At 52.2% G+C, this 19531-nt stretch carries 20 protein-coding genes; 19 read left to right on the plus strand and 1 reads right to left on the minus strand.

Features of this window, described 5'->3' with window-relative positions; genetic code table 11:
- The first annotated feature begins 7 nt into the window (after positions 1-7).
- From ACTJKB_RS10150 to ACTJKB_RS10160, 3 genes are all read left to right on the plus strand, one after another.
- On the plus strand, positions 8-883 hold the full coding sequence (locus ACTJKB_RS10150) for a c-type cytochrome (protein ID WP_440833665.1): 876 nt from the start codon (positions 8-10) through the stop codon (positions 881-883).
- Between the two features lie 93 nt (positions 884-976).
- Entirely contained in the window at positions 977-1624 is a 648-nt protein-coding gene (locus ACTJKB_RS10155; protein ID WP_440833666.1) for a DUF1405 domain-containing protein, read from the plus strand.
- 57 nt (positions 1625-1681) lie between these two features.
- Positions 1682-2572: a sporulation protein YpjB gene (locus tag ACTJKB_RS10160; RefSeq protein WP_440833668.1), complete on the plus strand. Its 891-nt coding sequence runs from the start codon at positions 1682-1684 to the stop codon at positions 2570-2572.
- Positions 2573-2719: 147 nt separating this feature from the next.
- Here the strand turns inward: ACTJKB_RS10160 and ACTJKB_RS10165 are convergent, their stop codons facing one another.
- A complete protein-coding gene (locus ACTJKB_RS10165; protein WP_440833670.1) occupies positions 2720-3595 on the minus strand; it encodes a YitT family protein in 876 nt (291 codons plus the stop codon).
- Positions 3596-3803: 208 nt separating this feature from the next.
- On the opposite strand from ACTJKB_RS10165, the gene ACTJKB_RS10170 reads away from it, so the two are divergent.
- The 16 genes from ACTJKB_RS10170 to ACTJKB_RS10245 all read left to right on the plus strand — a co-directional run bounded on the left by ACTJKB_RS10170 (position 3804) and on the right by ACTJKB_RS10245 (position 19275).
- A complete protein-coding gene (locus ACTJKB_RS10170) occupies positions 3804-4133 on the plus strand; it encodes a nucleotide pyrophosphohydrolase (RefSeq protein ID WP_440833671.1) in 330 nt (109 codons plus the stop codon).
- A gap of 59 nt (positions 4134-4192) precedes the next feature.
- Positions 4193-4714 carry a tetratricopeptide repeat protein gene (locus ACTJKB_RS10175; RefSeq protein ID WP_440833672.1) on the plus strand — a complete coding sequence of 174 codons (522 nt, stop codon included), beginning with the start codon at positions 4193-4195 and terminating at the stop codon, positions 4712-4714.
- A 37-nt stretch (positions 4715-4751) separates the two neighbouring features.
- A complete protein-coding gene (gene dapB, locus ACTJKB_RS10180; protein WP_440833673.1) occupies positions 4752-5555 on the plus strand; it encodes a 4-hydroxy-tetrahydrodipicolinate reductase in 804 nt (267 codons plus the stop codon).
- Positions 5556-5570: 15 nt separating this feature from the next.
- Positions 5571-5993: a methylglyoxal synthase gene (gene mgsA, locus ACTJKB_RS10185; RefSeq protein ID WP_074114992.1), complete on the plus strand. Its 423-nt coding sequence runs from the start codon at positions 5571-5573 to the stop codon at positions 5991-5993.
- Positions 5990-6694: a bacillithiol biosynthesis deacetylase BshB1 gene (gene bshB1, locus ACTJKB_RS10190; protein WP_440833674.1), complete on the plus strand. Its 705-nt coding sequence runs from the start codon at positions 5990-5992 to the stop codon at positions 6692-6694. The genes mgsA and bshB1 overlap by 4 nt, the downstream gene beginning before the upstream one ends.
- A 102-nt stretch (positions 6695-6796) precedes the next feature.
- Complete coding sequence (gene bshA, locus ACTJKB_RS10195) at positions 6797-7954, plus strand: N-acetyl-alpha-D-glucosaminyl L-malate synthase BshA (RefSeq protein ID WP_440833675.1); 1158 nt, start codon at positions 6797-6799, stop codon at positions 7952-7954.
- Between the two features lie 14 nt (positions 7955-7968).
- Entirely contained in the window at positions 7969-9504 is a 1536-nt protein-coding gene (locus tag ACTJKB_RS10200) for a CCA tRNA nucleotidyltransferase (protein ID WP_440833677.1), read from the plus strand.
- Complete coding sequence (locus ACTJKB_RS10205; RefSeq protein ID WP_440833678.1) at positions 9494-10294, plus strand: biotin--[acetyl-CoA-carboxylase] ligase; 801 nt, start codon at positions 9494-9496, stop codon at positions 10292-10294. Before ACTJKB_RS10200 ends, ACTJKB_RS10205 begins: the two co-directional genes overlap by 11 nt.
- Positions 10295-10718: 424 nt before the next feature.
- The gene (gene panB, locus ACTJKB_RS10210) at positions 10719-11585 is read left to right on the plus strand and encodes a 3-methyl-2-oxobutanoate hydroxymethyltransferase (protein WP_440833679.1); all 867 of its coding nucleotides are present in this window, start codon (positions 10719-10721) and stop codon (positions 11583-11585) included.
- Position 11586: 1 nt separating this feature from the next.
- Complete coding sequence (gene panC, locus ACTJKB_RS10215; protein ID WP_440833681.1) at positions 11587-12477, plus strand: pantoate--beta-alanine ligase; 891 nt, start codon at positions 11587-11589, stop codon at positions 12475-12477.
- Positions 12470-12853, plus strand: a complete 384-nt coding sequence (panD, locus tag ACTJKB_RS10220) for an aspartate 1-decarboxylase (protein WP_440833683.1) — start codon at positions 12470-12472, stop codon at positions 12851-12853. The genes panC and panD overlap by 8 nt, the downstream gene beginning before the upstream one ends.
- Before the next feature lie 112 nt (positions 12854-12965).
- Positions 12966-13607 (plus strand): tetratricopeptide repeat protein, encoded by a 642-nt coding sequence (locus tag ACTJKB_RS10225; protein ID WP_440833685.1) that lies wholly within the window; start codon positions 12966-12968, stop codon positions 13605-13607.
- 115 nt (positions 13608-13722) lie between these two features.
- Positions 13723-16584 (plus strand): ATP-dependent DNA helicase DinG, encoded by a 2862-nt coding sequence (dinG, locus tag ACTJKB_RS10230; protein ID WP_440833686.1) that lies wholly within the window; start codon positions 13723-13725, stop codon positions 16582-16584.
- Between the two features lie 186 nt (positions 16585-16770).
- Positions 16771-17424, plus strand: coding sequence for a redox-sensing transcriptional repressor Rex (locus ACTJKB_RS10235; RefSeq protein WP_440833688.1), 654 nt, complete (start codon positions 16771-16773; stop codon positions 17422-17424).
- Positions 17411-18712, plus strand: coding sequence for an amidohydrolase (locus tag ACTJKB_RS10240; protein ID WP_440833689.1), 1302 nt, complete (start codon positions 17411-17413; stop codon positions 18710-18712). The genes ACTJKB_RS10235 and ACTJKB_RS10240 overlap by 14 nt, the downstream gene beginning before the upstream one ends.
- Before the next feature lie 44 nt (positions 18713-18756).
- Positions 18757-19275 carry a cell wall elongation regulator TseB-like domain-containing protein gene (locus tag ACTJKB_RS10245; RefSeq protein WP_440833691.1) on the plus strand — a complete coding sequence of 173 codons (519 nt, stop codon included), beginning with the start codon at positions 18757-18759 and terminating at the stop codon, positions 19273-19275.
- Positions 19276-19531 lie beyond the last annotated feature (256 nt).

The following is a 19531-nucleotide window of genomic DNA, read 5'->3' on the forward strand; positions in this document are numbered from 1 at the left end:
AAATGCAATGGCTCACGGAGACAACTCCAAAGAAAAGATTGTTTATGTGGGAGATTCCCGGGTGCGCAGAGGAAACGGCTTCATTACGCCACCGGATTACACGGCTTACCCCGGCAAATCAGAAGCCTTTATCCCTAACTTTCTGCTTAAGGAATGGATGGTAGGCGTAGTCGTGCTAGTAGGCATACTTGTCCTGACGATTTCTGAACCGGCTCCATTAGGGTTTCCGGCAAATGCCAGTGCTACGGTTATTCCGATTCCCGACTGGTATTTCCTGTTTCTGTATCAGTATTTGAAGCTGCCTTATGCCTCTGGTGATTATATCGTTCTGGGAACACTTGGTGTGACAGGGGTAGCCTTTGGCTCGCTGCTGCTGGCTCCTTTTCTGGATACGGGCCGGGAACGCCGCTTCTACCGCCGGCCCATAGCCTCCTCGCTGATGTTCCTTTCCCTGGCTGCGATTATCTATCTGACCAATACGGCCTGGACGGAATACAAGCATGAAATGGCTGAAACCGGCCAAATTCCCGAGGATGTACAGCGTGAGGAAAAAGCAGCTGAGAACAGGGCAAAGGGTTTGCCAACCACCAGCGCTGTCCAGACGAAGGAAATTGCTATCGTGGACAAGGACGATCCCGCGATGGCATTATACAAACAGGCTACCTGTGTCTCCTGTCATGCGGTTGATATGAAGGGGGGCGGAGGGCCACCCTCACTGAGAGGTGTCGGAGACACCCACGATAAGGAAGCCATCCTCGCCATTATTAAAAATGGCCAAGGCCAGATGCCTCCAATGTATGATACTGCGATGTCTGCTGGTCTTAGCGAGCAGGATATTGACAGTCTCGCAGGCTGGCTTGCCAAACAAAAAAGCGAACAGTAAAATAATGATAACGCACAAACCTGATCGTACCTGCGGTCGGGTTTTTGTATGCATTCATATCAAGCTGCCACATTCGGGAGGTTAAGATTGTATATGCCGGTACACTGGTTTGAGAGATTGTTTAGACACCGGGGCGTCATGTGGCTGCTCTTCATTGTGAATTTTCTCGGAACGATCTATGGATACATATGGTATGGTAATCAATTGGAATACACGGCAAAGAATTATCCTTCGTGGCTGCTTCCGTTCGTTCCGGACAGTCCGACGGCAAGCTTGTTCTTTACACTCGCTTTGCTGTTACTGCTTTTTCCACCCAAAGGGATCAAAGGAACGCTCATCCGCGAGCTTATTGAGGCTCTAGCCGTTGTTACCTCGGTCAAATATGGCATATGGGCTGTCAGTATCATTTTTGCCGGGGGTTATCAGGGAGATGCAATAAGCCTGAAGGACTGGATGCTGGTCGTTTCGCATACCGGAATGGCGGTTGAGGCACTGATCTACGCCCGATTCTTCTCCTTCCGCAGAATGCTGCCGCTGGCACTGCTGTGGGCTTTTGCCAACGACATGGTGGATTATTCGGAAGGTGTGTTTCCGTGGCTGCCGAATGTTCTCGAGGATGACGTGATTGGAGTACAGTATTTCACCATCGCGTTAACCTTCCTGAGTACAGCTGCAGCCTGGCTATTCGGAGGCAGATCCAGAAGGTCTGGACGGCTGGACAGGCCTCCGGTCAGAGGCTGAAAGAGTGTTCTAACTCTTGTCCTCCTGCCATACATTTAGGGGTAGGAGGGATGTCTCATGCCGTGCAGGACATATAGGGTGCTGACAGGATTGATGTTATGCTGGCTGCTGGCCGGCATGAATGCAGGGGCCGTTAACGCGGAAGCTTCCAGGCAGGGGCTGGACAGTCTTTCTGTTCAGACAGGAAATGCTGTAGGGAGTTATGCGCCGGCGCTCACCGCCAAGAACGCTGCCCAGCGGCTGGATGAAGCGGCCGAGGCTTTATATGATTATGTGCTGGAAGGTAACGTGGCGAAGGCCAGACAGGAAAGTGAGAAGATATCACAGATTTTTGTGTCGTCTTCGTTTGAGGGCCTGACTTCTGTGGAAGGGATCAATGCGTTGTCGGATGTTATTATTGACTTGAAGGCAGTACTTGCCGCAGCGCAGGTTAATCCAGAGAAATGGGAAGCTGCTGCAGCAAGGCTCCGGCTAGCCGCCAACAGTCTAAACCATCCGCGTCAACCGATGTGGCTGCAATATTATAAGCTGATCCGCGAGGATCTTAACGATATGGAGCGGAGTGCCGCAACAAATGATCTTAAAAGCTGGCAAGCCGCGCTGGAACGCCTCCAGAGCAGGTATGATAATATCCGGCCCGCGATCATCATTTCCCGGCCCCCGGAAACGGTCAATGCGTTTGATTCCTGGCTGTCCTATGCCGCCGGAATTCCTTCTGCCTCACAACCTGTGGGCCGTGCCCGGCTTCTGGAGATTATCTCATACGGGCAGGATGCTGCAAGAGTACTGTTTAGCAAAGAAAGGGATGAACCCGCCCTATCGCTCCCGCTCGCGACGCAGGGATATGGAGCCTGGGGGCTACTGGCCGGGGGATTCATCATTGCCGCTCTTGCCTATGCAGCGTTCCGCAAGTACCGTGGGGAGAATGAGGAATGGAAGCCGGTATAGAGCGGCGGCGTGAATGGAAACAGGTCATTGACAGAATTTTTCGGATGAAGGCGAACAATTTTTGCCATCAAAAAGACTGCCTGGCTTGCAGGTTTCTTTTGCAAGCTAGGCAGTCTTTTTCTCATATATTTGAGTCTCCTGCTCCGGTCAAGTCTGCCGGAAACCCTCACCATGGACGTCGTGGACATCACTGATAATGACAAACGCTTTGGCATCGACGGATTTAACCAATTGGCTGAGTCGCCGGATCTCCTGACGGGAGACTACGCAGTAGACCATGTATTTGGCCTGTTTGGAATAAGCGCCGATGGCCGGGATCAATGTTACGCCACGGTCCATTTCTGCTGTAATCAGATCGGCGATTTGCGGAGCGTCGTCACTGATAATCGTGAAGGCTTTGGCTGCATAGGCACCCTCCTGGATGAAATCAATCACTCGTGAAGAGATGAAGACCGCTACCAGGGTGTATAGAATTTTTTCACGGGGAATATAGAGTAGGGAAGCGCCGATAATGATTACATCCACTGCCAGGATAATCTGCCCCATGCTCCATCCGAATTTGCGTCCCAGAATTCTTGCCACGATATCGACTCCGCCTGTTGTACCTCCAAAACGGAAGACGATGCCGAGTCCCAGCCCGAGTGTAACCCCGGCATATAATGAAGCAAGAATAAAGTCATGCTCGGTGCTGAAGGTGACAATCCAACCTGCGTCAATCATCCGCTCGAACAGCCAGAGGAAAAACGACAATGCGCCGATTCCAACGCCTGTATAAGCGATTTGCCGTCCGCCAAGCACCTTCCAGCCCAATAAAAAGAGCGGGAGGTTAAGCAGCAGGGTAGTTAAAAAGATTGGGATGTTGAAAGCATAGTTAAGCAGGATGGTAATCCCGGTTACACCGCCCTCCATTAATTGGTTGGGTACGATAAAGTAGAGCAGCCCAAATGCATATACAGCCGCTCCCAGCATGATTGGTGCTGCTGTTTTGACAATGGTGGAAGCTACTTTGGAAGATGAATTCATGTAATCCCTCGCCTGGCCCTATTATGGGCATAATGTATTGGTAAGCTTCTTTTATTGGTTGCTTTTCATGTGATTATATCATTCACCGGTTGTCCAGGGGCCTTGAGAAATGTGCAGGCGCCAAAAAAGATTTGTCTTCAAAACGTCTTTACGATAACATAGGGGCAAACAGAAGGCAAGAACATACAGGGGGGCGAAGAAACTATTTATGGATAAAAGTCTTGGTGACATACAACGTGAGGTTGACGCTTATATCTCACAATTTAAAGAAGGTTACTTCAGTCCTCTATCCATGCTGGCCCGGATGTCAGAGGAGGTAGGCGAACTTGCCCGGGAAGTCAACCATCAGTTTGGTGAGAAGCCCAAAAGAGCAGATGAGTCGGATAACTCAATTGAGCTTGAGCTGGGAGATATTCTGTTTATTACCGTTTGCTTCGCCAATTCACTGGGAATTGACCTAACCGAGGCTCACAATAAAGTGATGCACAAGTTCAATACCCGTGATGCCGGACGGTGGACACTAAAAAACACCGATTAGGCTTTTATAACATATGCTGTACCAAACGAACGGGATTTAGCCGTGAGGATGGTGGGCAAATGGATCATAACGATTATGTTAAAGCGGCATACCGATCAATTCTCAGAAGTGATTTTGCAGAGGCAATCACATTGTTCGAAGCGGCAATTGCGGCCAGCCCGGACGATGCCGAGGTCAGGTACCGCTGCTCTATTACGTATGCCCGCAGCGGCATGCTGGAAAAAGCGCTGGAGCATGCACGGGCAGCTGTGAATCTGGATAGAGGCAAACCGGAGTATGGGCTTCACCTTCAACATTTGCAGGCTCTGCAGCTTGTCCGGGAGGCCAAAAGGCTGCTTGAGGATGATATTGCGGGGGCTAATAACCCGTATCGTCCGATTACCTTATTGAAGGAAGCAATCGTTCTTGACCCCCTGTACGGGGATGCATATGTATGGCTTGCCATTGCTCACAGCCGGATGAATGAGCATGTGCAGGCGATTGCCGCACTCAAAGAAGTCATGTCACTTCACCCGGATGATTCCGGGCTGCGACAGCTCATGAAGGACCTTCAGAAATCATTGCAAACGTATATGGGATAAGATCATTAATAACCAGTCATAGCGAGGAGGAATAAGGGTGAGTGACAAGATCAGGGTTATCGTCTCCGGGGCAGGAGGCAGAATGGGCAAAGAGGTTGTTAAGCTGGTGCTGCAGGATGAAGAACTGGAGCTCGCGGCAGCCGTAGACCGTTCGGCAAGCGGCAGCGACGCCGGCCGTTTGGCAGGGCTGGAAGAGTGCGGAGTTAAGGTTGTAGCTGATTTGGAAGCTGCCCTTGCGGAGAGCGGCGGAGAGGTTCTCGTTGACTTCACCACGCCGCAGTCTGCTTATACCCATACTGCACTTGCGATAAAATATGGGGTGCGTCCGGTAATCGGTACTACCGGATTCACTCCGGAGCAGATTTCCGAGCTGGACAAGCAATGCCAGGATCGGGGAATTGGGGGACTTATCGCGCCTAATTTCTCGATTGGAGCGATCCTGTTAATGAAATTTGCCGCTCAGGCGTCCAAATATTTTCCGCATCTGGAAATTATCGAAACCCATGGAGACCAGAAACTGGATGCGCCTTCAGGTACGGCGATCAAAACCGCAGAGATGATTTCTGAAGCAAGGGAGGAACTCCGTCAGGGGAATCCTAAGGAAGAGGAAGTAATCGAAGGCGCACGGGGGGGCTATTACAACGGTTTTCGTATACACAGCTTGCGGCTTCCGGGTGTTTTTGCACAGGAAGAGGTGGTCTTTGGCGGGTATGGGCAATCGCTCAAAATCCGTCATGATTCCTATGAGCGTGCAGGCTATATGCCCGGGGTCAAGATGGGGGTCCAGAAGGTGATGGGCTACACCGGGTTGATTTATGGTTTTGAGCATTTTATTGAATAGACGGGGGATATCATCATGTTAAAAATCGCATTTATCGCGCATGACCGGAAGAAAGATGAAATGGTTAATTTTGTGACTGCTTATGAGCATGTGTTTGTAGGGCATGAGTTGTTTTCTACCGGAACTACCGGTCAACGCATTATGGAAGCAACGAAGCTGTCCATTCACCGCTATATGTCTGGCCCCCTTGGAGGCGATCAGCAGATCGGTTCATTGGTGGCCACCGATGAGTTGGATCTGATCATTTTTCTGCGGGATCCGCTGATGGCGCAGCCGCATGAACCCGATATTACCGCCCTGCTTCGCCTGTGTGATGTATACGGCATTCCGGTGGCAACCAATATCGCGACAGCGGAAATTTTGGTCAAAGCAATTGACCGCGGCGATTTCGCCTGGCGTGAGCTTGTACATAAATATAAGCCGGGTGTGGATGAATGAAGCTGGACATTCTTGTGTTCGGTGCACATGCTGACGATGCAGAAATCGGCATGGCAGGTACTATTGCCAAACATACTGCCGCCGGACTCCAGGTTGGGTTATGTGATTTGACCGCTGCGGAAATGTCATCCAACGGAACCGTGGAACGCCGTAAAACCGAGGCACAACAGGCTGCGGATGTGCTGGGGGTTTCGGTGCGCACGAATTTGGGACTTCCCGACCGGGGGCTGTACCTGACAGAGGAGCATCTCTCGGCAGTGACGCTGGAAATCCGCAGATTTGCACCAGATATTGTGTTTGCACCTTATTGGGAAGACCGGCATCCGGATCATATTGCCTGCAGCAAGCTGGTGGAAGAAGCGGTATTCAATGCCAAGCTCCGGAAGTATATGCCGGACAAGCCTGCAGTCCCTGCACCACAGCTGTATTTTTATTTCATTAATGATTTGGGGCGTACTGATCTTATTGTTGACGTGACTGAACAGTACGGTCTTAAGGAGCAGGCGCTGTCCTGCTACCGGTCTCAGTTTGAGAAAACCCCGGGAGAGGATGTTGTCTCCACTCCTTTAACGGAAGGCTATATTGAACGTGTCCGCTCCAGGGATATGCTGCTCGGGCAGCGGAGGCTGATTCCATATGCAGAGGGATTCGCAAGCAAAGTGCCGTATACTGTAGATTTGTTCAGTTCATCCCTCAGGTAACGGCAGAATCAATAAACTTTCTAAAATGGTCATGATCCACTATAATAAATTCATATCATTACACGAAGTAATGAACTCAAGTCTTACGAAGGGGACGGAGCGATGGACCGGCTAAAAATAGGCATCACCTGTTATCCGTCTCTTGGCGGCTCGGGTGTTGTGGCAACAGAACTGGGCAAGCTTTTGGCCGAAAAAGGTCATGAGGTCCATTTTATAACACATAGTATCCCGTTCCGGCTTGGAACGTTTCAGAAGAATATCTTTTATCATGAGGTAGAGGTTAACGATTATTACGTCTTCCGTTACCCTCCTTATGATCTGGCACTTGCGACCAAGATGGCCCAGGTGGCCAAAATGGTAGGGCTGGACCTGTTCCATGTCCATTATGCGGTGCCGCACGCGGTTTGCGCCTATCTGGCCAAGCAAATGCTGGGTAACGATATCAAGGTAGTGACCACCCTGCACGGGACCGATATTACTGTGCTTGGACAGGATGAATCGCTGAAGGACCTGATCCGTCTGGGTATTAACGAGAGTGACGCGGTGACGGCCGTTTCGCAAGACCTTATCAAGGAGACCCGCAAGGTACTCGATATTACACGTGACATCGATCTCACTTATAATTTTGTCGACAAACGTGTGTATTATCCCCGGGATGTGACCGATCTGCGGGAGGATTTCGCCGCACCTGATGAGAAAATTCTGATGCATATCAGCAACTTCCGGCCGGTCAAACGGGTATCGGATGTGGTGGATATTTTTGCCAAAGTGAATCAGGAGCTTCCGTCACGCCTGCTGCTGGTTGGGGAAGGACCGGAGCTGCCCAAAATCCAGGCTAAAATCTGTGAAATGGGACTGGAAGATAAGGTTCGTTTCCTCGGCAAGCAGGATGAGATCGCACAAGTAATATCCTTGGCTGATCTGCTGCTGCTGCCTTCGGAGAAGGAAAGCTTTGGTCTGGTGGCGCTCGAAGCGATGGCTTGTGGTGTGCCGACTATAGGTTCAGAGGCCGGGGGCATTCCTGAGCTGATCCAGCATGGGAAGACCGGATTTCTGGCACCCATCGGAGATACAGCCTCAATGGCAAAATATGCGGTTAAGCTGTTGTCCGATTCCCGCATGGAGGAACAGTTCAGAAAGGCTTGTCTGGAACGGTCCTGCAATGACTTCAGCAGAGATGTGATTACCAATCAATATGAGGATATCTATTACCGGGTGCTTGGGCGCAAAGTGCGCGGATTGGATACGATCCAGAGTTAGGGAGTGCTTGCATTATGGACTGGACAATGGCGCCTTCCGGAATGGCCCAAGCGGCGAATGTGGTGTTATCGGCCCTGCTTAAGCAGGGCCACGAGGCATACTTCGTTGGCGGCTGCATCCGTGATGAGCTTCTGGGGCGGCCGGTGCATGATATCGATCTGACGACTTCGGCACTGCCCGAAGAAGTCATGAAACTTTTTCCGCGCTGTGTCCCGACCGGACTTGCTCATGGCACCATTACCGTTCTTCAGGATGGCTGGAGCTTTGAAGTGACGACGTACCGGACGGAGAGCGGCTATACCGACCACCGCCGTCCGGAGCACGTCTTATTTGTAAGAGATGTGAAGGAGGATCTCCGCCGGCGTGATTTTACGATCAATGCGATGTGCTGTGGTCTTGACGGAATTATGGTTGATCCTTATGGCGGAGCAGAAGATTCGGTACGACACCTGATCCGCTGTGTAGGTGATGCTGAGGAACGCTTCGATGAAGACGCGCTTCGCATGCTGCGCTGTGTCCGCTTCGCATCGGTGCTTGATTTCCGGGTCGCCAAGAATACTTGGCGGGGACTCCTGCGCCAGCGTGACAAGCTGGCGCACATTGCCGTAGAGCGCGTTCGCGCGGAGCTTGAACGCATCGTCCTTGGCCCGCATCCCGTGCGCGGCCTCGGACTGCTGGCGCGCAGCGGGCTGCTGCCGCGCGGCAAGGCGCCGTTCCCCTGGACCGGCAGCGACATGGCGGCAGCCGCCGCCCTGACGGCCGGGATCGGGGACCTGCAGGACGCCCACCTGCGGTGGGCGCTCCTGCTGCATGCCCTGAAGCGGTCGGCCTCCGAGGCCGACGAGCTGCTGCGGGCATGGACGTTCCCGGGGGCGACGCGCAGCGCCGTCGCCGGGGTGCTGCGCGTCCGCGAAGCGTGGGACGCAGCGCTTGCGGAGGTGCCGCCCGGGGAACCCGGCGGCACGGAGGCCCTGCGGCGGCACTGGATCGCCGCCGTGCTGGCCCACGGCCAGTCAGCCGCCGAAGGGTGGCTGACGCTGCTTGCGGCGCTGCCGGAGGCCGCTGCGCCTGGCTTTGCTCTTGGTGCGCCTGCTCCAGGCGCTCCTGACGCGCAGCGGCCTAACGCGCCTGCTCCAGGCGCTCCTGTCGTGCAGCGGCCTAACGCGCCTGCTCCAGGCGCCCCTGACGCGCAGCGGCCTAACGCGCCTGCTCCAGGCGCTCCTGTCGTGCAGCGGCCTAACGCACCTACTCCAGGCGCTCCTGACGCGCAGCGGCCTAACGCACCTACTCCAGGCGCCCCTGACGCGCAGCGGCCTAACGCGCCTGATATCCCCGCTCTGCGGTCCTGGACCGTGGGGATGCCGCTTTATACCTTGGCGGAGCTGGCAGTGACGGGCAGGGAGCTGGCTACGGTACTTCAGAAGCGGCCGGGTCCGTGGCTGGGAGAGCTGCTGCAGCGGCTGCTCTTGGCTGCAGCGGCAGGTGACATTCCCAATGACAATCGATTATTGCTTTTGGAAGCAAAAAGGATGGATAGTAATGAACAGTAATGAGAGGCTCCGGCTGCCTGGGGCCGGGAGGGACACTTTTACATGCAGCTGGCTGGACCGTGTTCAGCTGCTGGAAGAGGTGGTGTCCACTCAGGAAGAAGCCAAGAGGCTTGCCGAGAACGGTGCTCCCGAAGGTACCTCCGTCCAGGCTGAAGAACAGACCGGCGGCAGGGGGCGGATGGGCCGGAAATGGCATTCCCCCCGCGGTAAAGGCATTTGGATCAGCATCGTGCTGCGTCCAGAGCTGCCATTGTCACTAACTCCTCAGCTTACACTGCTGGCAGGAGTTGCCGTCTGCACAGCTATCCGCGAGGTTACTGGTGTACAGGCAGGGATCAAATGGCCCAATGACCTGCTCGCGGGCGGGCGCAAAATCTGCGGCATTCTGCTGGAATCCTCTCTCCGGGAAGGTGGTCTCCATTACTGCATTGCTGGAATAGGCATTGCCGTTAATTTGACGGAAGAGGATTATCCCCAGGAACTGAAGGGCATCGGTACCTCCCTGTTGATCGAAGGGGGCGGCATCCCTGTTGACCGTACAGTGCTAACTGAGGCAGTTCTGACTGAGCTGGAGTACTTATATATTCTTTACAGTGAACAGGGATTTAAGCCAATCAGAGAGTTGTGGGAGTCCATGTCCGTCACACTGGGACGCCAAGTCTGTTATAATACCCCGGAAGGACGCTGTGAGGCTCTGGCGGTGGGGCTCGATGAGAATGGCGGGCTGCTCCTTAAGGATAGAACGGGTGCTATTATGAGTGTGCTCTCGGGAGAGATTGAAATGATCTGAGATGACGAGGTTCCATACCTTGTCATCTTTTTTTGAAGATAAAAAATGTATTGGTTGTACACCCTAAATTGTCTTTAACTTTTTGGTGAAACAGAATGCGTTTTTTTCAAAGGGCCTGCAAACTGCTTCTTAATAGTTTACTTGCTTGCAGATTTTGTTATAATAAGGACAGAGACGGTATCGATTATCGGGCTGTACTCGGGAAGAAACCTTTTATTTCAGGGAATTTGTTGTTAGATTCACCTTCATAACTGTATTTCACGGTTACGTTGGATTCTGCTCTGAGCCGTAAGGACCGAGACAGAAGGGACGATCGCGAGTGACTCTTTTTTGCCCATCGGACCTTTTTAGCGGACTTATGCTAAAAGGTTTTTTTGTTTGCGCGTTTACGCGTAATTAACTGCGAAAAGGGGAATGGGAGCCAATGGCTGACAAACATGCGCTAAATATTGTGAAAATGAAAAAAATGAAAATGGACGGTGTGCCGCTAAGCATGCTGACCGCTTATGATTATCCTTCGGCCCTGCTCGCTGAGGAAGCGGGCATTGACCTGATACTTGTCGGCGATTCTTTGGGGAATGTAGTTCTTGGATATGACACCACCTTACCGGTGACTATAGAAGATATGGTGTATCACACCCGCTCGGTCACCCGGGGGGCTCAGCATACTTTCATCGTGGCGGATATGCCGTTTATGACCTACCACGGCAGCATCGATGAAACCTTGCGCAGCGTGCGGAGACTGATGCAGGAAGGACGGGCACATGCCGTCAAAATGGAGGGCGGACTGGAAATCTGCGATACGGTATCCGCAGTAGTAGCTGCCGGTGTTCCGGTGCTTGGCCATATCGGCCTCACCCCGCAGTCTGTAAATATGATCGGGGGCTACCGTATTCAAGGTAAGGACGCCAAGGATGCACAGCGGCTGATGGAAGAAGCGAAGGCGCTTGAAGCAGCCGGTGTGTTCGGGATCGTACTGGAGCTGGTGACCGAAGAGGTGGCTGAAGCTATCTCCAAGGCGGTCAGCGTCCCGACCATTGGAATTGGAGCAGGCCGTTATTGCGATGGACAGGTGCTGGTTTTCCATGACCTGTTACGTTACGCCTCTCCATACCGGGAGAAACGATTTGTCAAAACCTATGCGGATGTAGGCACTCTGATCCGTGAAGGGATTAGCAGCTATGTCCAGGAAGTGAAGGACCGCTCCTTCCCGGCAGAGAGTCATGTTTTTAACGCAGAAGAGCATGTGCTGGAATCTTTATACGGCGCGGCCGGAAAAGGAGAGAAATAAGATGAGAGTAGTCAGAACGGTTCAACAGTTGCGCGAAGCGCTGGATTATATGCGGATGGGAGGACATGCGCCAATAGGCTTTGTACCGACAATGGGCTATCTCCATGAAGGACATGCCAGCCTGATCCGTAAAGCTGGTGAAATGAGCAACACGGTAGTGATGAGCATTTTTGTCAATCCGCTGCAATTTGGGCCGAATGAGGATTTCTCTTCCTATCCGCGTGACGAACGCCGTGATTTGGAGCTTGCAGAGCGTGAGGGCGCCGATATCGTGTTCATACCTTCTGTGGAAGAGATGTACCCTCAGCCTATCCGCACCAAAGTTACGGTGGACTCGCTGACGACCCAGCTGTGCGGGGCTTCCCGTCCTGGACATTTTGACGGTGTAACCACAGTGGTAAGCAAGCTGTTCAACATGGTGCAGCCGGATTATGCTTTCTTCGGACTCAAGGATGCCCAGCAGGTTGCTGTATTGCGCCGTATGGTATCTGATCTCAATATGAATGTGGAAATTGTCGCCTGTCCGATCGTCCGGGAAGGGGATGGACTGGCGCTCAGCTCACGGAATGTTTATCTCAGCAGCGAAGAACGAAGCCAAGCCCTGGTTCTGTCCCGCTCGCTCCGTGAAACCCGCAAGGCGCTGGAAGAAGGAACCGTCAGAACAGTAGATGAAGCACGCAAGCTGCTGGTATCGATTATTTCCTCATCGCCTCTCGCCGTCATTGATTATGTGGAAATCCTGTCCTTTCCGGGCCTTGAAGCTCTGGAAGACGGGGCACTTCTCAGCAATGCAGAGGGAGAGGTTATCATGGCGCTCGCTGTGAAGTTCGGCAGAACCAGGCTGATCGACAATAATGTTTTTATTCCCAAGGAGGTACACGCCCTTGTTTAGACATATGATGAAATCCAAAATCCACCGTGCCACCGTAACGGAAGCCAACCTGAATTATGTGGGCAGCATTACCATTGATGAGAACCTGATGGAAGCGGCTGACCTGCTCGAAAATGAAAAAGTGCAGATTGTCGACAATAATAACGGTTCCCGTCTGGAAACGTATGTCATTCCCGGCCCCCGCGGCAGCGGCGTTATCTGTCTAAACGGAGCGGCTGCCCGGCTGGTGCAGCCCGGAGATACAGTGATCATCATCTCCTACGCTATAATGTCCTCTGAAGAGCTCACTGCACATAAACCGACGGTCGTATTTGTGGACGCGGATAATAAGCCGGTTAAAATGACGGATCACGAGCTGCATGCAACGATTGCCTGACCAGAAGCTTAAGTCATGCAATGAATGCCAGGGATGAAGAGGCCCGTACTTGTGAAAAATGAAGGCAGGCAAGCTTAAGCTGATTTCATTTTCAGTAAGGGTGGGATGTCCCGTGTTTCAACATTTATTTGCTGAGATGAACAAGATGCTTCAGGAAATCACCGCCGACTTCCCTACTGCGGAGGGTACCCGCCGGAATGATCTTTTATCCAAATACAATATGCTGCACAGACTTAGTGATGAGGTAATGGATGAATGGCTGTCCTTTGCCGAGAAGCTGAGTGATTTTCGCCAAAATGCTGATTTTTCTCCGCTCTCGGAAGAGGAAATGCCCCAGGCGGAGGCTCCTGAGCTTGTTATGGACTCCTTTGTCCGTGGACAGGGCTACTACAAGCTGCTTATGTACCGGAAATGCATCGAACAGTTCAAGGATGTCATCACCCGTTATCCGGACAGTCTGGCAGCACGCCTGTATTTGGCAATGGCCTACCTGCAGGAGGGGGAATTAGACGTTTCCTGGGGGCATCTGCATCACATGCTGGCCCTGATTCGCGAGAAGAAGCTAAAGGCTATGATCTACAACGCACTGGGCTGCATCAGAGCCTCCCAGGAGCGTTATAGTGAGGCTCAGGAGCTCTTCAACCTCTCCTTGCAGCATGATCCCCTGCTCGCTGAACCCAGCGTCAATTTGGAGGTCTGCCGCAGGCGCGGAGGTAAGCTGCAATTTGGTCACCAGCTGGTGTCGCTTTTATAACCCTTATTCCTCCATTTAAGCGATGCATCCCGCTAACCAAGGGGGTGCATCGCCTTTTTTCGTAACTTCTGTTATGCTGATAAGGAGTCTCAAGTGAAAGGGAATAGAACTTATAATGAAATTTGCCGTGCTTGATTTTGAAACTACGGGAACCCAATCCGTGGGTGAGATCATCCAGGTTGGCCTTGCCATTATAGAAGAAGACCGGTCTATTTCCCGGGTGTACGGTTCCTACGTTAAGCCCGGAACACCGATCCCCCCGTTTATAACAGGATTGACCGGTATTACAGACAGTGATGTGCAAGATGCACCTGAACTGGATGAAATGATGATGGAGCTTGTCCCCATGCTCGATGATGTCGTTCTGGTTGGACACAATGTGGCTTTTGATTTTCATTTTCTGCAGAATGCGCTCGACCGGTGCGGCTATTTGCCGTTCCAGGGCCGGATTCTGGATACGATTGATTTTCTCAAAATATGCTTTCCGTCATTGACCACGTACCAGCTTGGAGCGGTAAGTACCTATTTTAGCCTGACGCATGACCGTCCGCACCAGGCGGACAGCGACGCTCTCGCCACCGCTCTCGTGCTGTTGAAATGCCTGGAGGAACTGTACAGCCTGCCTTTGCTGACCATCCAGCGGCTGAATGAGCTGTTTGCGGACGAGGACAGTGATCTGGCCTGGTATTTCGACGGGCTGCTGCGTGAACGTGAAATGGAAACCTTCCAGCCTGAAGGGGAGCTAACCTTTTACCGTCAGCTTGCGCTGGCTGTCGGGGATTGGTCGGAGCTTTCCCCCCCCCGTGAGGAGGGAACTGGCAATCCTCTGCAGAATATTACCTTTAAGGAATATATGGAAGAGGTGACCCAGCGGCTGAAGGAGACTTTGCCCCAATACGAGAGCCGTGAAGCCCAGGAGATAATGATTCACGAGGTCATGGCGGCACTTGAGGGTGACAAGCATCTCTTGATCGAGGCGGGAACGGGTACCGGCAAGTCGCTGGGTTATCTGCTTCCGGCCATTTACCACAGTGTACGCTCAGACCAGAAGGTAATGGTGAGCACACATACCATCAACCTTCAAGACCAGCTGCGTGAGCGCGACATCCCTCTGTTGACGAGTGTCGTGCCGTTCCCGTTTAAGGCTGCAATCTTCAAGGGGAGAGGGCACTATTTGTGTCTGCGGAAGTTTGAACATAAAATAAACAAAAAGGACTTTACAAGTCCGCGGGAAGAAGCGCTTACTGCGGCACAAATGATTGTATGGCTGACCCAGACCCAGTCAGGTGATGATGAGGAACTGAATCTGAACGGCCGCGGCGGTGATTTCTGGGAGACCGTGGCCAGTGATACGGATTCATGCCTAGGACGTTCCTGCCCCTGGTTCCGCAAATGTTATTATCACCGGGCTAAGCACGAAGCCGGGATAGCGGATGTCGTAGTGACCAATCATTCCAAGTTGTTCGCGGACGTCAAGGCTGGGCATCAGCTACTTCCGGCTTATGAGCACCTCGTCATTGACGAGGCCCATCATTTGGAGGATATTGCAGGCAAGCACCTGGGCATGCAGATGAAATATTTCACCGTTGCCCATACGCTTACGCGTCTCTATAAAGACAGCCGGAGCGGCCAGCTCCCGGCTCTGCGTCAAACGCTGCAGTCATCAGGCAGTGAGCAGGCGGCAGAATGGAGCGGTGTGATCGACAGGATCTACCCGGATCTGCTTACGGTTAAGGAATCGTGGGACACGCTAAGTGACAAGCTGTTTGCCCTGCTGCCGGAACGCAGTGACGCCGCTGCCGGAGAAGCCGGACAACTGGTTACCCGACTTCTGCCGGGCAACAGGCCCAGGGATTGGGAAGAACTAGCTGCGCTTGAGAACACACTTCATCTTAGTCTAAGTGATATTATTCGCAAGGGCGACAAGATGCTCAGTGAAATGCGCGAATCGGAGAGCCAATCGTCTTCGGATAGTCTGGTGACGGATATCGGCGGGTTATTCAAGGATTTGGCCTCCATCCGTGAGCAAGTGCGGTTCTTCATGAACCTGAACGACGAGAATATCGTCTACTGGATGGAAGGCAGCGGCAACTATCGCGGGAAGTCGCTGCAGCTGTATGCCGTTCCGGTCGATGTCAGTGCCCAGCTCAAAGAGCTCTTTTTTGATAAAAAGAAAAGCATAGTCCTTACCTCAGCGACTTTGTCCGTAGATAAGTCCTTTCAATTTATGATTGACAATCTGGGACTAGGCGAGTCCGCAGAACAAGGACGGCTGATGACAGCACTGCTCCCATCTCCGTTTAAGTACCGTGAACAGGCACTTCTGGTCATACCGCGTGATTTTCCCAGTGTCAAAGGCAGTGTGGGCGATGCCCGTTTTGTCGATAAGCTGGTACATTCATTGGCGGAGGCCGCTGTGGCGACTCGGGGCCGGATGCTTGTGCTCTTCACCTCCTATAAAATGCTGCGCCAGGTCTATGATCCTCTGAAGGAGGCACTCGTCTCTGAGGACATTACTGTACTGGGGCAGGGAGTGGAAGGCGGTAGCAGGAGTAAGCTGATCCGGCGTTTTCAGGACAGCGCGGCCTCTGTGCTGCTCGGGACAAGCAGCTTCTGGGAAGGTGTGGATATTCCCGGTGAGGCTTTGACCTGTCTGGCCATTGTCAGACTGCCTTTTCAGCCGCCGAACCATCCGCTTGCGGAGGCCAAGGCCGAGCTGCTTCAGGCACAGAAAAAGAACCCGTTTATGAAGCTGTCGGTGCCCCAGGCGGTTATCCGTTTCAAGCAAGGTTTCGGCCGGCTGGTACGTACTGCTCAAGACCGGGGTATTGTTATAGTATATGATACCAGGGTTATTGAATCTTATTATGGTAAGTACTTCCTGTACTCTCTGCCTGGACCCAAAATGGAGCATATGCTGACGGATCAGATGGTTCCGCGAATTGCGGAATGGCTTGAAGACGGAAGCGTATCTTAACCTGCAATCATTTCAAATATAATCAAGGATCAACGAAGTTCCGTTCTCCTGGTGTCTGGTTCGTGCTGAGGCGCCAGGGAATGGATTGTACTTATGCTCACTAAACTTGGCATATGCTTACGAAGTGAGTTTTGTACGAAGTAATACTATGATGCATTGCTCATAAAACTTTTAGGAGGAGAAAATATGAAATCGGATAAAATATCGGAGGCCGTGGTACGCAGACTTCCAGTGTACCTGCGCTTCCTGAATGATCTCCTGAAGCGTGAAATCTCCACCGTGTCTTCCCAAGAACTGGGACAAAAGCTGGATCTGAATCCGGCGCAAATCCGCAAGGATTTAGCCTATTTCGGGGATTTCGGCAGAAAAGGTATTGGATATGATGTGTCATATCTGATTGAGAAAATCCGTCATATCCTGAAGCTTGACCAGCAGATCAACGTGGCATTGGTGGGTGCAGGTAATCTCGGCCACGCCCTGTCTAATTACAATGCTTACTTGAAGGACACGATGAAAATCACTGCTGTATTTGATTCCTATGCTCCCAAGGTCGGCCAGAAAATCAACTCACTAATTGTACAGCCCATGGAAGAGCTAGGAAGCACGATCCGCGAGCAGGGCATCCGCATCGGTATTATCACTGTACCGGATAGTGAAGCACAGAATGTTGCAGATATTCTGGTGGATTCAGGCATTGAGGCGATCCTTAACTTTGCACCGGTGATTTTGAAGACGCCGTCCAACATCCGGATTCACGCCGCTGATTTTACTACCGATTTGCAGAGTCTGGCCTATTATTTGCATGATGGAAAGGACGAAGTGGTAAATGAGCAGCAATAAGACTGTAATTGTAAATGGGCGATTTCTGGTGCCGGGTACGGAAAATCCGGTTCTAAGCGGCTATATGACTATAGAAAATGATCTCATCACATACATAGGAGAAGTCAAACCTGTCATTGAAGAAGGGACACAGACCGTTGACGGCAGCCGTCTGCTGTTCATGCCGGGACTGGTCAACACCCATGGCCACACAGCCATGTCTCTGCTCCGTGGATATGGGGATGACATGGTCCTTCAGAACTGGCTGCAGGAGAAGATGTGGCCCATGGAAGAAAAATTCACCGGAGATGATGTCTACTGGGGAACCTCTTTGTCTGTGCTGGAAATGCTGAAGGGCGGCACAACCACCTTCCTGGATATGTATGACCATATGGACAGGGTTGCTGAGGTTTCTGAGCAGTCGGGAATGCGTGCCGTGCTTATGCGCGGGGTTATCGGCTTCTGTCCGGAGGATGTGCAGAACCATAAGCTGGCGGAAGCGATAGCCTTTGCCCGGAATTGGAATGGAAAGGCGGATGGAAGAATCACAACGATGATTTCCCCGCATGCCCCTTACACTTGTCCTCCTGAATTTTTCGTGAAATTTGTACAGGCTGCCCATGATCTGAACCTGCCTATGCACACACACATGTCCGAAACCCGGCGGGAGGTCGAACAGAATGCTGCTGATTACGGCCTGCGTCCGGTAGCGCATCTGGAGAAGCTGGGGATGTTCACGCGCCCGGCCCTCGTGGCTCACGGGGTTCATTTGAATGATGAAGAAATAGAGATTCTAGCACGTTACAACGTAGGGGTATCCCATAATCCTGGGAGTAACTTGAAGCTCGCAAGCGGAGTAGCACGGGTACCGGAGCTGCTGCGTGCGGGAGTCAAGGTATCGCTGGGCACTGACGGTGCGGCAAGCAATAACAATCTGGATATGTTCGAGGAGATGCGCCTGGCTGCTCTGATCCACAAAGGTGTGAGCGGAGATCCAACAGCTGTACCGGCACCGGAAGCATTGCTGATGGCGACCGAATACGGCGCACAGTCGATTTTCCTCGAGAACACAGGACGTTTAGCTCCGGGCATGAAGGCTGATTTCATTGCCCTGGATATCGACCAGCCGCACTTCCTGCCGCATACGGATCTGCTCTCCCATGCCGTGTATTCAGCGAGTGCGAAGGATGTTGAGCATGTATGGGTGGATGGCAAGCAGGTTGTGAAGCATGGACAGTGCCTGACTTTAGATGAGGAACGAATCCGCCGCAAGGCGCAGGAAACCTTTGAGGGCCTGCTGAAACGGTAAAAGAACAGGATCTATGAAGCATCCAGAGGAAAGGGAGCTGCACTTTGAAGAAAAGAAGAAAATGGCTTCTGCTGGGGATACTCCTGGTTCTGCTCCTTCTGTTCGGACTAAGCCAGTTCTATGCTTACGTGATGAAAGACCAGTGGAACGAACGCAGTGCAGCCCGAGAGGTTGCTGAAGCAAGGGCAGGACTGACTAAGGTAACCAAAGCACAGAAGTCCGTCTGGGACGAAAATTCGATATACTGGGTGCTTACAGGACGTAATGCAGCTGGAACGGACCTTATGGTGTGGGTACGCTTTACGCTGGACGGCAAGCCTGCCGGAGGAGACAACGATGTGTATGTGGAAGAGGTGTCCAAGGGTATGTCTGAGCAGAAGATCCGGTCTATCATAGCATCGGACCTTCCAGGAAGCAGCATTGAACGGCTTCTGCCCGGGGTGTATAACGGAGAATATGCCTGGCAGCTATTTTACAAGCTGGAAGGCCGGTATTATTACAAGTTTTACCGTTTTTCGGATGGCAGCGCGATTGGAGACGGCTACAGCTTACCCAGCCGTTAAGTGCCGTTAGTAGAGTGGAAAAGATATAGCGGGTGGACAGTATTCTGTCTGCCCGCTTGTTTGTATGTGAAGAATGTTATGCTTGTGTCACCGGAATTTAATCAGTTGACCGTAGAATGAAGAGAATAGATATATCAGTCAGTATATACATATGAGAAAGGTTTGCATGTGGATAGACGTATAATTAGACAATATACATGGACATATAAAAGACCGCAGCGCTAAACGTTGCGGTCTTTGCTGTCGATATAAGGGG

It is taken from the genome of Paenibacillus sp. 22594, assembly GCF_052044425.1.
Taxonomy (GTDB): domain Bacteria; phylum Bacillota; class Bacilli; order Paenibacillales; family Paenibacillaceae; genus Paenibacillus_AQ.